We start from the raw sequence: 13,349 nt of genomic DNA, 5'->3' as shown, positions 1-13,349 counted from the left end.
AGTACGGCGAAGGGTCGCTGCGTACGCTCATCCACTCACCCTCGATCCACCACGCACTCGGCGGCATCGATGACGTACGCCGCGTGACGAAAATCCCTGATGATGGCGAGCTTGTCGGCGGACCAGTTCAGCAGCATGAAGTATTTCGGCCGCCCGTTCGGCTCATTGGGATCGAACACCAGGATCGCGGGACGTCCGTCGACCTGCCCCGTCACCAGGTGCCAGTCGCTGACCTTCGAATAATTGCCGAAATAGCGCGACACCTCGGCCTTGCCTTTCAACCTGGTGCGGTTGACGAGCTCGAGCCTGACGTCATCGGCGATCATTTCGCGGATGGCGTCGAAGTCGCGAGCGTTGAAATGGCCGACATAGGCGTTGAGCCGCGTGCGGTCGGCTTCCGACAGGTTCGCCTGTGGCACGTCGTCGGGCTGCCCGGCGAACTCACGCAGCTGCGTGCGCCCGCGATGCAGCGCGGCCTTCACCGCCGGCAGGCTGAGATCCATGATGTCGCAGACCTCGGCCAGCGAGCAGCCGAGCACGTCCATCAGGATCACGCTGGAGCGCTGCGCCACCGGCAACCGCATGAAGGTGCGCAGGCTGGTGGCAGCGATCTGGCGGCTTTCCAAATCATCGAGCTGGTCGGCAATCATCTCCACCTCCTCAGCCGAATGCAGCGCCTCCTGCCGGTTGCGGCGGCGCAGGAAATCCAGCGCGGTGTTGTGCGCGATGCGAAACAGCCAGCCCTCCGGATTGACGGCGGGCGTGACCGATTGCAGCGCTTCCATCGCCTTGATCAGCGCGTCCTGCAGCACGTCCTCACCGTCGATGACCGAGCCGACCATGCGCGCGCAGTAGCGATGCAGCTTCGGCCGCATCCCCGCCAGCACGGCCTCGATATCGATGGTGGCCAGGGGGTGTGGCGCCATTGTTCCTCCGCCTCGCCTGCTCAGGACTCGTCCAGCATACGATAGTTGCCGACGATCCTCACGTCACGAACCAGCGGCGGCTCCGCGCAGCGGTCGCGGATGCCGTCCTGGAACGCCTGAAACGCCCTAAGCTTCGGGATCGGGCTCGAGCCATCCTCGGCCGCGGCCTCGACAAAATGGATGAAGGTGTCGTCCTCCAGCCGCAGCGTCAGATAGCGCACGCCGTCTGGGCTCTCCGCCTTCAATTCCGCAAACACCGCCGCAACCAGCTCGGCGTTCCGGTCGGCCAGTTCCGGCTTGGTCTTGTACCTGATCAACGTCCTTCTCATCGCGCGCTCCTTTTTTCATGTCGCGACCTGGCTCGCGGCCGCCTCACCCCTAGGACGTTTGCCGGCAGCCGAAGGATGCGGCCCGAGAAAAATTATTTCCGGGCGCATCCTTTGCCCCTCCGGCCTCGTCTAGCCCGCAGAACGCGCCGCGACAGGGTGGCGCGAGACACGGAGAGAGGGCGATGCAGACCCCGACCAATCGCGCCGAGCGGAACTGGGTGCTTGGCGTCACCGCGCTGGCATCCTTCATGATGGCGCTGGACGCCATGGTCATCACGACGGCATTCGCAGCCATCCGCGCCGAATTCGGCAGCCCGGTCGAGACGCTGCAATGGACCGTCAACGCCTTCAACCTGACCTTCGCCGTGCTGCTCCTGACCGGCGCCGCACTCGGCGACCGCTTCGGGCGCCGCCGCATGTTCGCGGCCGGGATCGCGCTGTTCGTCGTTGCATCGGCGGCCTGCGCACTCGCGGGCAACGCCACCGCGCTGATCGCCGCCCGCGCGTTGCAAGGCGCCGGCGCCGCGCTGGTGATGCCGCTCGCAATGGCGATCCTGAGCGGCACGTTCGGCCGGCAGGAGCGCGCCCGCGCGCTCGGCATTTTCAGCAGCATCACCGGATGCGCGCTGATCATCGGCCCCGCCATCGGCGGCTTCATCACCGAGCACCTCGGCTGGCGCTGGGTGTTCTGGATCAACCTGCCGATCGGCCTGATCGCGATCGCCCTGGTGCTGGCACGGTTGCGCGAAAGCTTCGGACCGGCCGCCGCATTGGACATCCCCGGACTAGCGCTCGTGGCGCTTGCGGCGCTGGCACTGGTCTGGAGCCTGTTGCGCGGCAACGCTGTGGGGTGGGCGAGCGCCGAGGTCATGGGCGCGCTGATGTCGGGCCTGGTGTTCGCGGCCGGCTTCGTGCTGTGGGAATTGCGCGCGGCCGCGCCGATGGTGCCGATGCGGCTGTTTGCATCGCGTGCCCTCGCCTCCGGCATGTCGGCAAGCGTCCTGTTCTACGCCGCGATGTATGGCGTGGTGTTCCTGCTGCCGCAGTTCCTGCAGACCACGCTGGGCTTCGATGCCTTCGGCGCCGGACTTCGCCTGCTGCCCTGGACAGCGACGCTGTTCGTCACCGCGCCGATCGCCGGCGCGGTCGTCAACAGGTTCGGCGAGCGGCCGCTGGTGGTGACGGGATTGCTGATGCAGGCGATCGGCCTTGGCTGGATCGCCGAGATCGTGAATCCCGCGCTTCCCTACTCCGCCCTGGTCGCGCCGCTGGTGCTGGCCGGCGTTGGCGTCTCGATGGCGATGCCGGCGGCGCAGAACGCCATCCTGAGTTCGGTCACGGTGGCCGAGATGGGCAAGGCGTCCGGCGTCTTCAACATGGGCCGCTTCCTCGGCGGCATGTTCGGCATCGCTGCGCTGGTGGCGACCTTCTCGGCCAACGGCGGGGCCTACTCGGCCGCGCATTTCGAGAGCGGATTTGCTGCGGCGATGAGCCTCGCCGCAACGCTGTCGTTGGCCGGCGCGATTGCGGGGCTTTTCCTGCCGGCCCGGCGACGCATCGCCGGCGCAGCCGCGCCGCAGGATGCGTGACCTGTCAAACAGCGGACACGCCTTCCCGTCCTCGCGGCGCATGTCGCCCGAGCTTTGCTTCGTCGCTCGACCCTCGTTAGCCAAGAGGGCGCAGGGAAGGCCGGGTGCCGGCCGGCACCCGCGGTCCGCTGCGCGAAAAGCACACGCAGGAAGAACCGCACAGCAGCATACAGGTGTAGCCAATCACTCGGCCTTCCCTGCGCAGTGGTTGGACGGCTTATGCCGTGCTCTCCCGGGAGCCGAGTTCCTGCTGGCCTCCCTCGCTCTCGCGAAAGTCGCCGGCACCGCGCCGGTTGACGCGACTGCCGCATCCGTAAGAGCTTGACCGTAGCAACGACGGCCAGGACCACACGGTTTTGCCGTACGCACGGCCCGCCATTTCGCCGCAGTTTTTCCAGCCCTGTCGACGGAGCCGGAAACTTACAGGCGAGACGAACCTGACAGCGCCGCTCATCTGGCACGAAGTCTTGGGCTCACGGAGAGCAATCCGCCCTGCCCTTGGCCTCGCACCCGACGCTGCCGCGTCCACCGCAAGCCCGACTCGCGAAACGTGACGACACAAGATCGCCCCTCAAGGATGAGCCGGGATGGGCGACACATACGGCATTTCCGAATTTCGGTAAAGTGGAATATTTTTACGAGAAGGGGGTTGACGGGGTGGTGGGTGTTTTGCCCGACGGGGCAGCTAGGTGTAGTGACAAATCCCGCAGGGCCTCCGACTAATGTCGCACCTCTGCCTTGGCCAATTCAATTGCTTATACTGCACGAACACGCCATGGTTGTAAGAGTATTGAAAACGGCCATCACACTGCCCGCCCGAGTTCGCATTTCCGTGCCGGGGTAACCCACAAGGTAAAATCATAGTATGACGGAAAGTGCGTTCAAGTTTCTGCTGCAGAACGACGCGCAGCCGTTTCGTCCTTCGACATTTTCATCGTCGCCGATCCAAAGGTCAGTGATCGCAAGCTCTGGACCCTTGAACTAGAGCGTCCCAAGGATGCGGAGTGGGTCTTTCAGATAGACGACATCAAGGATTGGATGCTGCACGGCAACAGAGCGGTGCGGCAGATGTTCTACGACACCAACAATCCGCTCACACCTTTTAGGGAATTGGACCGCGATGAGGTCTTCCGCGAATATCTCCGGAAGATCCTTGAGAAGCTGCCTGCGGACTATCGACAGCGCCGGAAGTACGCGTTGATGCCTTCGATCAGCGATGAGAAGACGCGCACCCGATACAAAGATGCTGTGGAGGCAGCGTTACCGGGCGTCACGATCATTCCGGAACCTGAAATGGTGGCGGAGTATTTTCGTCTCTTGAAGCGCACTCTTAAGCTCGAGACCGGCGCAAACAACGTCATTCTCGTAGTCGACGTAGGCGCTTCGACGGCGAACATGACGTTGGTGCTCAGTCGCCGAGATCAAACCATCGTCGAGATCGATACGACAGGTGCCCAACGCGACCAGCGTATCCGCGCACTGCGGGGTGACAGCGTCGCTCATGCCGGGCGTTGGGTCGACTCCCATCTCGCACAAGTGTTGGGCGTCTCGGAATCACTAATGGACAGGGATCGCGAGAACCGTGATCGCGTTCTTAGAGCGATAGAGAAGGCGAAGGTCAGCGCGAGCCAGACGGGAATGGATACGCCCGTCGAAATACCATCGGCAGGAAAGCCGATTATCATCACCCAGACAACGTTGCAGTCTGTCTCCAAGATTCTCGCGGAATCGCTTCGGCCGTTGTTCGAAAAGTTGTGCGAGCGGCTATTCGACAACCAGACAAAAACAGAAGACGCGAGGAGGAAGAGCGAAGCCCGCTTGAGCGAACGTGAGGTGAGCAGCTCAGCCGAGGCCTATCGGCTCATTGACAGCATTCTTCTTGCCGGAGGGACGAGTCTCCTTCCGGGGTTCGAAGAAGCAATGCTCTCTGCATTTTTTCCCGGAAGATATCGACCAAAAGTGCTTCGCGTCGGCACCTCGTTCGCAATAGCCGCCGCGGCCGGCGGACTAGCCCACATTCTCCATAACTACGCCCCTCCCAGGCTCCGCGAGCCGGACGGTCTGGGCGGCGACGTCCTCAAGCCAGCCTTGGAATCGACGCTCCCGTACCCTCTGCTCCTCGGCATCAAACAGCCCGCCGAGCTTGAGCATCAGGTAACGGTCCTGGATCCAAACGACCCGTTCATTGATGACGGCGGGACACGGCCTATCGAAGACTTGCCGTTACTGGCGAGAGGATCACATCCGAAGATGCGGCTAGTCCCCGGCGGTGCAGCAGGCGTTGCGGCGCGCAAGGGGCGCAAGTTTAAGGCATTGGAGGTCTGGCAGTCTCCAGGAAAGATGAGTATCCACTGGGATCCCATCAAACAACGAGCGTCGGTCCTTTCTGATCAGGTGCTAGACACCAAATCTACACTATGGATTGACGCGAACACTCTCCGCAAGCGTGAAGAGGCGGCCTTAAACCCCTTCGACGGTGACTTGCAGCCGGGTGCATTGGCGGTCGATGAAGCGGAGGATGTAGTTCTCGACCTCGGCATGTCAAAGATCGTCGCCTTGACCGCTGATCGCGGTTGGGTTTCTGCGGAAGAACTCGAACGCTTGGTGCGGGAAGGATTGGATGATGAGCAACTGATACCGGACCTCGGGTCGTCGTCCGAGGAAGGCCGCGTCGTGGTCGACGTAGGCGAAGGTCCGAGATTAGTCTCTGGATTAGTCGAACCTTCGTCCGACGCCGAAGCCTCTTATGATACATCTGCTTCACGCGCCGCCGTCGACGGCGAAAGGTTGGCTGATACACAAAGCGAGCTGGGAGGCAGCTTCGCAGGCGGCAGCGCGTCGAAGGAGCCGGAGCAACCCACAAGCCCCGCGCCCATCGGTTCGATCGATCCGAGGCGGGATGATAGCTTCAATTGGGGCGCACGGATCTCGGACTCGCAGTTTTCGCACGCTCTCGAATCGCTCAGAAACGCCGTGAAAGTCCCCGCGCCGCACTATTGGTTCGACGATATCGTCGTCACGCTCCTTGCGCTCGCGGTGCGACCTATTGTGCTTCTCGCAGGGCCGCCCGGCTGTGGAAAGTCTACTCTCGTGCGGGCGATAGCCCGCATTCTCGGCATGGAGCCCGGCAAGACGTTTCACGAAGTTGCGGTACAAGCGCATTGGGACAACGATAGCTTCCTCTTCGACGAGAAAGGCCTGCTGCGCCATCTGATTGAAGATCAAGCCCGATCGCATGTTGTCTTGTTCGATGAATTCAACCTCACTCGTCCGGAATACTATCTGTCACGGATGTTCCACGCTTTGGATAGCGGCGGAGGCACGATCGAACCAGGCATCAGGATCGCGCCGTGTCGGGTGCTCGGGACGATGAACATCGACGACTTTTCGCGCCCGCCATCACCGAAAGTGATCGATCGCTGCTTCCTCCTTGAACTCACTCAAGTCCCGTGGGATATCGACAAACCTGTCGGGCTGCCGGACCTTAGTTCAATTCAACCTTTACCTGGGCTTCCGGTCGCATCGGTCGATGGAGCGAGTACGGACGAACGCATCGCTAACATCCTGAAGGCTTTGCACGTTGCGGTCGTCGATAACGATCTTCGTCACGACCTCCTTCCATCTCGACGAGCGCTTTCTGACATCAAGGCGCTGCTAGGGCTTCATCACAGATTGGATCTTCAGGGTAAGGACCTTCTCAGCCGAGATGATCTGGTCGATCGTGTTCTGGCGAGTCGCATCTTAGTGAAGCTGTCGGGCGCTTTCGACCAGATACAGCCCGCTCTCGACGCTCTGGACAAGGCCGTCGATGGAATGGAGGAACTACAGCGAACGCGTCGGCGTCTGAAGTTGGCGCGCCAACAGTCCCGCCTCGGGTTTGTTTCTCCATGGCACTAGCGAACTCCGAGATCGAAGCCGTACGCGTCAAAGGCGAGGACGGCATACCCGCGCAGTACGAGTGGAAGCCGTCCACGTGGTACATCATACGTGACGATTGCCCGTATCTCGATATTCTTGTCAGAGGATTTAACGCACAGTCGACCGATAAACACACCAAACTCGAACAACTGACCGACGTGGCCCCGGAAGGACGGAGCTGGCAGCGCTGGAGTTTCGAAAAAGAAATAGGGCGCAACCGCCGGTTTGGCGAGGTCACGCTATCTTTAAAGATTCCCAAAGATACGGTGTTGCGCTGCTACGTCGTTCCGACGCTGCTACTCAGCTACCGCGACGTAATCGCTATGATTGAGGATATAGAATCCGAACTCGGCGTATCCGCTACTTGGGATGTGATCACGGAGCGTACGGATCGATCCTGGAGCCGTCTTGGCACCAGCGGCGGGCATGTTGCGGCGAGCGAGCTCGTCAAATTCGTCGATGATGAACTCCGCTTCGCATACTCGATACGCCGCGATCCTTTCTTCGAGCTGGGGCCTCGGTCCAGACGCAATGTCCCGCTGCCCGAAAATGCGATTGTCTCTCATTGGGCGACGCGGAGGCATGATCAGTTGCAGCATTCGGGCGACAAGGTCGCAAAGGAACTGCAGATACTCACGCACAAAGTAGCGAGACACAATCCGGGAGGTCGACTGCCCGATTTGCATCGTGAGATCCACCGACTACGCGCGCTGTCACGTAAGATTGCGGAACTACAGGGGACGCTATCTCGCCTCTGCGACGACGTGGAATTGCAAACCGGCATATATCCGGGTCCCATATTCCAGCGGGACTATCGTCTGCGGCAGTTGCTACGTGCATTCGCACCTCGCCTTTCCGAAGCGCTCTCGGCGATCGAATCCGCAAGATCGCACTATCCCCCGATCTACCTGAACACGCTATGGGAGCTCTGGGGAGCGGTCTGGCTCGCGAAGGAGTTCAGGCGGTGGGGCTTTGTCGGCTCGTGCTTCGTGAACCCAGTAGACATGCTCCATTCCTGCTCTTGGCGGTTACAGCGAGGCGATATCGTCATGGAGCTGGATTATGAGGCAGAGCCTGCGCTAATCGACTACAGTCGAATCCCACCGGCTCATGATCGCGGAATGCCAGCTCTGGAGTGGGCTGCGTTGAATCAAGAGTTCGATCCGAATCGTCCCTACTTCGGTTCGGAGGAGAGATGTTCGCCCGACTACCTCATTAGGATCACCACGCCTGCTGGGCGGATGCTCATGGTCGGCGATGCCTGTCTCGCAAGCCCGAAGCATCACGGCATCACGAACAGGCTCGATTCAAAGCCATACACCGTAGAAAACTACAGGCGCACCGTCGGATGGGCTGCGGAGGACCAAGTCGTTAGATGTCATCCGTTGGGCGGCTTCGTACTATACCCTCCCCCTGCAGAAGCGTGGGCCTACCTTCAGCAGCTTCCAGGAGCGAGCGATTGCACTCTTCTGTGTCCGAGCCCTCTCGGAGCTGACGAAGCGAGCAAAAGACTAGCCAACCTCGTGATTGCGATCGCACCTGAGGTAACAATACATCAGCCGTAAGGAGAAGCATGCCGGACGGGCTGGCCCGCCATATGAACTTCAGGGAGCAAGCTTTTAACTTTGTTTGGTAGCGGGAGAGGGACACGCCACCACATTCCCAGAAACCGTAATTCTTTCAAAAAAAACAATATCTTGCCTGAGTTTTGTAGTTCGAGTCAGGGGCGATTCATCTCACCGGGATGTATCGCCCATGGCCCGCCCGGCCTATCTCCACCGCCGTCCGGACGGCCGGTACTGCATTCAGATAAGACTGGGGAAACGCGCCCAGGAAATCTATGGTCGCCCCTTGCTCCGTGTCAGCCTCAGGACAGCGAATTTCCAGGAGGCGCGGAGAAGGCTGGTGGTTAACCTCGGATGGGCAGTGGACATCGTTCAAGCTCCCGGCCTTGAATCGCCAGGGAGCAATTGAGCCGCCGGTGGTCAGGCAGATGAGAAAAGTCTTGCTTGCTGCAAAGCACTGCGCCGACACAGGCAAACTCACGTCCTGAGGACGTATCGATAGCCTTCGTTAAAGAGCTGGGGTGTTTACGCAGCCGGCAAGGCAAAAGAGAACGTCGCGCCGCCGTCCGGCTCATTCGCGGCGAGAAGCTCGCCGCCGTGCTCGCGCACAATGCCGTAACTGATCCAGAGGCCGAGTCCCGTGCCCTCGCCGACCCGCTTGGTCGTGAAGAACGGCTCGAAGATGTGGCTGATGTGGTCCTTGTCGATTCCCGGACCGTTGTCCGAAATCCGGAACAGGATCTCGTTGCCCTTGCGCGCCGCCGAGACGACCAGCCGCGGCAATTCGGTGTCGCGCATCGCGTCGATCGCGTTCTCGACGAGATTGACGATGACCTGGTGCAACTGTCCCTCGTTGCCGGAGATCCAGAGTTCCGGCTCGAGCTCCATCTGCAGGTCGATGCGCACCTGCTTGGTGCGCACGGCCCACAGCACAGCGGTGTTGATCAAACGCTCGATATTGACACGCTCGACCTCGCCGAGCTTGCTGAAGGAGAGCCGGCGCAGATTCTTCACGATCTCGCTGATCCGGACCGCCCCCTCCATGGTGCCCTCGATCAGCGGGCCGAAATCCTCCATGACCTCGTCGATGCGCAGGCTCTTCTTCAGTGCGGCGAGGTCGCTCGCCCGGCCCTTGCCGTGGATCGCGTCGAGATAGGCGACGATGGCCGCGCGGTAGCGGATCAAGGTGTGAATGTTGCCGTAAACGAAGCTGATCGGATTGTTCAATTCGTGGGCGACACCGGCGACGAGACGGCCGAGGCTCGCCATCTTCTCCTGCTCGACCAGCTGCCGCTGGGCGCGCTGCAATTCCTGATGGGCCTTGTGTAGCGCCTCATAGGCGCGGCGCAACTCGCCGATCGGCCGGCCCGTCAGCACCACGCCGATGAAGCGGCCGCGATGATCGTGGCGCGGCGAGCTGTTGATCGCGAACAGATCGGTGCTGCCGCCGTCCGTCGCGAACCTCAATTCACCGTCGACGACGTCGGGCGTGCCGCGCGGCTTCAATAGCGGCACCAGCTTGGCACCGTCGGCGGCATCGATGACGTCGGCGATGTTCCTGCCGACCACGTCCCCGACGCTGCGGCCGAGCGCATGCTGGAACGCGGAATTGACCTGCTGCACCATCCCCCTGGCGTCGCAGACGATCAGGATGTCCGAAACGGATTCGATGACGTTGGTGACGAAGGCCTGCGCCTCCTCGAGCTCCGCGTTCTTGTGCTCGAGGTCGACCTCGTAGCGCAACAGGTCCGAATAGACCTCGTCCATCTTGCGGATGACTTCGATCCAGGCGCCCTCGCGCTCGCGGTCGAACTCGATCGCGCCGCCGCTGGTGACCAGCTTGAGCAGCGAATCCGCCTCGCTCGCTTCAGGAGAATGCGTCGCCTTTGGCATTTTTTCTCAGATCATACCTGGACAGCTTGTTCCTGAGCCCTACCCGTGAGAGACCCAGCTCGCTGGCGACACGACTGATGTTTCCGTCGTTCCTCTCCAGGCAGTTCATGATAACCGACTTCTCGAGATCCTCCACCTTGTCTTTCAGCGAGGCCGATCCGTTCAGCCTGCCGTGGGCCGGCATCGGCGCGGATCGCTTCCCATTGCGGCGGCCGAGCAGCGGCGGTGCGGCCAGCTCGTCCCGGTCGGCGAGCACGACCATGCGCTGGATCTCGTTCTGGAGCTCGCGGACGTTGCCCGGCCAGTGATATTTGCCGAATTCCTCCAGCGCCGAACGCGCGAAGCGCAGATTCGGCCGGTTGAAGGAGCTCTTGACCGCCGACAGCACGCCCTCCGCAATCAGCGGGATGTCCATCGGGCGCTCGCGCAGCGCCGGCATGTGCACCGGGAATGCGGCGAGGCGGTAGTACAGATCGCGCCGGAAGCGACCGGCCTCGACCTCCGCCTCCAGGTCGCGATTGGTCGCCGCCACCACGCGCACGTCGACCTTGCGCACGCGCTGCGCGCCGAGCGGCCGGATCTCGCTCTCCTGCAGCACGCGCAGCAGCTTGACCTGGAACGCCGGCGAGGTCTCGCCGATCTCATCAAGGAAGATCGTGCCGCCATCGGCGACCTCGAACAGGCCGATGCGATCCTGGTAGGCGCCGGTGAAGGCGCCCTTCTTGCAACCGAACAGCTCGCTTTCCAGGAGCTCGTCCGGCAGCGCGCCGCAGTTCTCGACCACGAACGCCCTGTTGGCCCGCGCCGAGCCGTAATGGATGGCGCGAGCCAGAAGCTCCTTGCCGGTGCCGGATTCTCCGGTGATCAGAACCGAGATATCGTAGTCGGCGGCGCGCCTGCCGAGCTCGATCACGGCGTGCATCGGGCTTTCCGTCGAATGCACGATGCGGTCGAAATCGTAGAGCTGCTTGGCCACGCCGCGCTTGACCGAGACGACCTTCTTGATGTGCCCCGACGTCGCCTTGACGTCGACGCCGGCGGTCTCGGTCTCCTTCTGCAGCCGATAGAGCTGAACCGCCTCCTTGACGGTTTCGACCAGCTGGTCCGGCTGCCAGGGCTTGGTGATGTATTGATAGATGCCGGCCTCGTTCAGTCCCGCGATGATGTCCTCGGACTCCGAATAGCCGGAAATGATCATCCGCACCGGATCCGGCCAGAGCTCGCGGACGCGCTTCAGGAAGCTCACGCCGGATTCGTGCGGCATCCGCTGGTCGCAGAGGATCGCGTGGACGATCTCGCCCTCCAGCAGCTTCTCCGCATCGGTCGCGTTGCCGACGCAGAGCACCTCGAAATCCTCCCTGAGCACACGCCGCAACGCTTCCTGCGAGCGGACCTCGTCGTCGACGACGAGAATGGTTCCCTGAATGCTCACGATGACACCGCCATGCCGACAGGCCGACCTGGCGCACGCCGGATACGGTGACCAGCGATGGTCAGCGGCGTGCGCGACTTCGGTACCTTATGGATGAAATTGTAGCGCGCGACATGATAGCTCGGATCGAAGCCGTAGAAATTCAGCTTCATCCGCCGCAGCTCCTCGTCGCGGTAGGATTGCAGAGGCTTTTCGGCCTCATCGGCGGCTCGCCGCTGCTGCTTGGCGGCAAGGCGCGCGGCAAAGCCGGCATCCGACGCCATGGCCGCGCCGCTCTGCACGAGGCTTGCGTCGGCGAGCGCCTCGCCCGACAGCACGCGATCGACGATGGCGAGGCGCCGGGCTTCCGCCACGCCCATCGGGAGCCGGCATTGCGTGATCCGGGTTGCGTTCGCGGCCCCCGCACGCCGCGGCAGCAGATAGGTCCAGTATTCCGAGCCGTAGAGATTGCCCATGTCCTTGTAATGCGGATTGAGGATGATCTGGTCGCTCGCCCAGACCTCGTCGGCGGCAAGACTCAGGAACACGCCGCCCGCACCCGCATTGCCGCGAATGACCGAGACGACCAGGCGATCGGTGGTCTCGATGATCGCGCGGGCGAGATCGTCGATCGCATTGATGTTGCGCCAGGACTCGTCCGCGGCGCTTTCGGCCGCTTCGATCTCGGCAAGATGGATGCCGTTCGACCAATAGTCGGGGCCGCCGGTCAACAGCAGCACCCTGGTCGGGCGTTCCAGCGCAGCGCGATAGGCGCCGAGCAAGGCTTCGCAGTCGCCGGTCGCCATGGCGCCGCTGTAGAAGGAGAACGCGAGCTCGCCGACCTCGCCATGCTCGCGATATCGGATCGGGGCGTAGCCGCAGCCAGGCCGGTGCGGCAAATACGCCGCCTCCGCGGCGAAGACTTTCGCCGCGGGCAGCTTCAGGCTCTTCGGCGCGAGTCGCTTGACATGGCCGATCCAGACCGCGCCATCGACCGTGGCACGCGCCAGCGCGCCTTCGCATTGCGCGATGACTGTGCCGGGCACGCCGGAGATATCGTGCGCTTCGTGCGCATCGAACAGCCTGACCTCCTGGAAGAACAGGCTATCGACGAGGCCCGGCATGCCATCGGCGCTGTTGATCTTGCGCAGCACGGTCATGGTGCTGTCGTGCTGCCAGTCGATCGTCCGGTCCGCCTGACGGCAAGGTCCGCGCACGCGAATGCGCGGGTCGCCCGCCTGCATCGGCTGCGGGGCAGCCTGTCCGGCTTCGATCGCAGCGACCGCTTCGAGCACGGCTGCGACCGCGCAGGAGGTTAGCTCGTTGCGGTAGATGCTGGACTTGGCCGCGCACCGCATCGGGAAGCTGCGGAACGACCAGATTGGACCGGCATCGAACTCGCCATCCGCCTGTAGCACCGTGACGCCCCACTCGGCGACGCCTTCCAGAACCGCCCAGTCGAGCGCGGCCGGACCGCGGTCGCCGGGCGGCCCGGGATGGACGACCAGGCAGCGCACGCTCCGCCAGACGTCGTCGGGGATCGCGCGCTTCAGGAACGGCGCGATCACCAGGTCCGGCCGATGCAGCGCCACGCTCTCGCGCGTGACGTCGGCGTGGATGTCCAGCTCGACCGAAACCTCGTGGCCGCGCTCGCGCAACTCGACATGGAGCCGCTGCGTCAGGCTGTTGAAGGAGTGCGATAGCAGCAGGATGCGCAT

Annotated in this window: 9 protein-coding genes; 4 read left to right on the top strand and 5 right to left on the bottom strand. The window is 62.5% G+C overall.

What is annotated here, in order from left to right; genetic code table 11:
* Positions 1 to 35: 35 nt before the first annotated feature.
* The gene (locus EI171_RS13035; RefSeq protein ID WP_161533533.1) at positions 36 to 926 is read right to left on the bottom strand and encodes a sigma-70 family RNA polymerase sigma factor; all 891 of its coding nucleotides are present in this window, start codon (positions 924 to 926) and stop codon (positions 36 to 38) included.
* A gap of 20 nt (positions 927 to 946) precedes the next feature.
* Positions 947 to 1,255 carry a hypothetical protein gene (locus tag EI171_RS13030; RefSeq protein ID WP_011089658.1) on the bottom strand — a complete coding sequence of 103 codons (309 nt, stop codon included), beginning with the start codon at positions 1,253 to 1,255 and terminating at the stop codon, positions 947 to 949.
* 182 nt (positions 1,256 to 1,437) lie between these two features.
* Between EI171_RS13030 and EI171_RS13025 the strand changes: the two genes are divergently transcribed.
* The 4 genes from EI171_RS13025 (at position 1,438) to EI171_RS46730 (ending at position 8,736) form a co-directional block, all read left to right on the top strand.
* Complete coding sequence (locus tag EI171_RS13025; RefSeq protein ID WP_161533532.1) at positions 1,438 to 2,844, top strand: DHA2 family efflux MFS transporter permease subunit; 1,407 nt, start codon at positions 1,438 to 1,440, stop codon at positions 2,842 to 2,844.
* Between the two features lie 1,038 nt (positions 2,845 to 3,882).
* On the top strand, positions 3,883 to 6,741 hold the full coding sequence (locus EI171_RS13020; protein WP_161533531.1) for an AAA family ATPase: 2,859 nt from the start codon (positions 3,883 to 3,885) through the stop codon (positions 6,739 to 6,741).
* A complete protein-coding gene (locus EI171_RS13015; protein ID WP_161533530.1) occupies positions 6,732 to 8,327 on the top strand; it encodes a hypothetical protein in 1,596 nt (531 codons plus the stop codon). The genes EI171_RS13020 and EI171_RS13015 overlap by 10 nt, the downstream gene beginning before the upstream one ends.
* 190 nt (positions 8,328 to 8,517) lie before the next feature.
* Positions 8,518 to 8,736 carry a DUF6538 domain-containing protein gene (locus EI171_RS46730; RefSeq protein WP_371740510.1) on the top strand — a complete coding sequence of 73 codons (219 nt, stop codon included), beginning with the start codon at positions 8,518 to 8,520 and terminating at the stop codon, positions 8,734 to 8,736.
* A gap of 116 nt (positions 8,737 to 8,852) precedes the next feature.
* Here EI171_RS46730 and EI171_RS13010 read toward each other — a convergent pair whose 3' ends face one another.
* Genes EI171_RS13010 through EI171_RS13000 form a run of 3 tightly spaced genes read right to left on the bottom strand, consistent with a single transcriptional unit; the run spans position 8,853 to position 13,349 of the window.
* On the bottom strand, positions 8,853 to 10,220 hold the full coding sequence (locus EI171_RS13010; protein WP_011089662.1) for a sensor histidine kinase: 1,368 nt from the start codon (positions 10,218 to 10,220) through the stop codon (positions 8,853 to 8,855).
* Positions 10,195 to 11,652 carry a sigma-54 dependent transcriptional regulator gene (locus EI171_RS13005; RefSeq protein WP_161533529.1) on the bottom strand — a complete coding sequence of 486 codons (1,458 nt, stop codon included), beginning with the start codon at positions 11,650 to 11,652 and terminating at the stop codon, positions 10,195 to 10,197. The genes EI171_RS13010 and EI171_RS13005 overlap by 26 nt, the downstream gene beginning before the upstream one ends.
* On the bottom strand, positions 11,649 to 13,349 hold the full coding sequence (locus EI171_RS13000; protein ID WP_161533528.1) for a hydrogenase maturation protein: 1,701 nt from the start codon (positions 13,347 to 13,349) through the stop codon (positions 11,649 to 11,651). Before EI171_RS13000 ends, EI171_RS13005 begins: the two co-directional genes overlap by 4 nt.

The sequence above is a fragment of the Bradyrhizobium sp. LCT2 genome, from assembly GCF_009931255.1.
GTDB classification, from domain to species: domain Bacteria; phylum Pseudomonadota; class Alphaproteobacteria; order Rhizobiales; family Xanthobacteraceae; genus Bradyrhizobium; species Bradyrhizobium diazoefficiens.
The sequence above is the reverse complement of the archived record's forward strand: the minus strand, read 5'-3'. Positions and strand labels throughout refer to the sequence as shown.

Excerpts from the sequence above, each read along its gene's own strand:
- EI171_RS13035 (WP_161533533.1), bottom strand. The coding sequence starts at position 926 with ATGGCGCCACACCCCCTGGCCACCATCGATATCGAGGCCGTGCTGGCG.
- EI171_RS13030 (WP_011089658.1), bottom strand. The coding sequence starts at position 1,255 with ATGAGAAGGACGTTGATCAGGTACAAGACCAAGCCGGAACTGGCCGAC.
- EI171_RS13025 (WP_161533532.1), top strand. The coding sequence starts at position 1,438 with ATGCAGACCCCGACCAATCGCGCCGAGCGGAACTGGGTGCTTGGCGTC.
- EI171_RS13020 (WP_161533531.1), top strand. The coding sequence starts at position 3,883 with ATGCTGCACGGCAACAGAGCGGTGCGGCAGATGTTCTACGACACCAAC.
- EI171_RS13015 (WP_161533530.1), top strand. The coding sequence starts at position 6,732 with ATGGCACTAGCGAACTCCGAGATCGAAGCCGTACGCGTCAAAGGCGAG.
- EI171_RS46730 (WP_371740510.1), top strand. The coding sequence starts at position 8,518 with ATGGCCCGCCCGGCCTATCTCCACCGCCGTCCGGACGGCCGGTACTGC.
- EI171_RS13010 (WP_011089662.1), bottom strand. The coding sequence starts at position 10,220 with ATGCCAAAGGCGACGCATTCTCCTGAAGCGAGCGAGGCGGATTCGCTG.
- EI171_RS13000 (WP_161533528.1), bottom strand. The coding sequence starts at position 13,349 with ATGCGCATCCTGCTGCTATCGCACTCCTTCAACAGCCTGACGCAGCGG.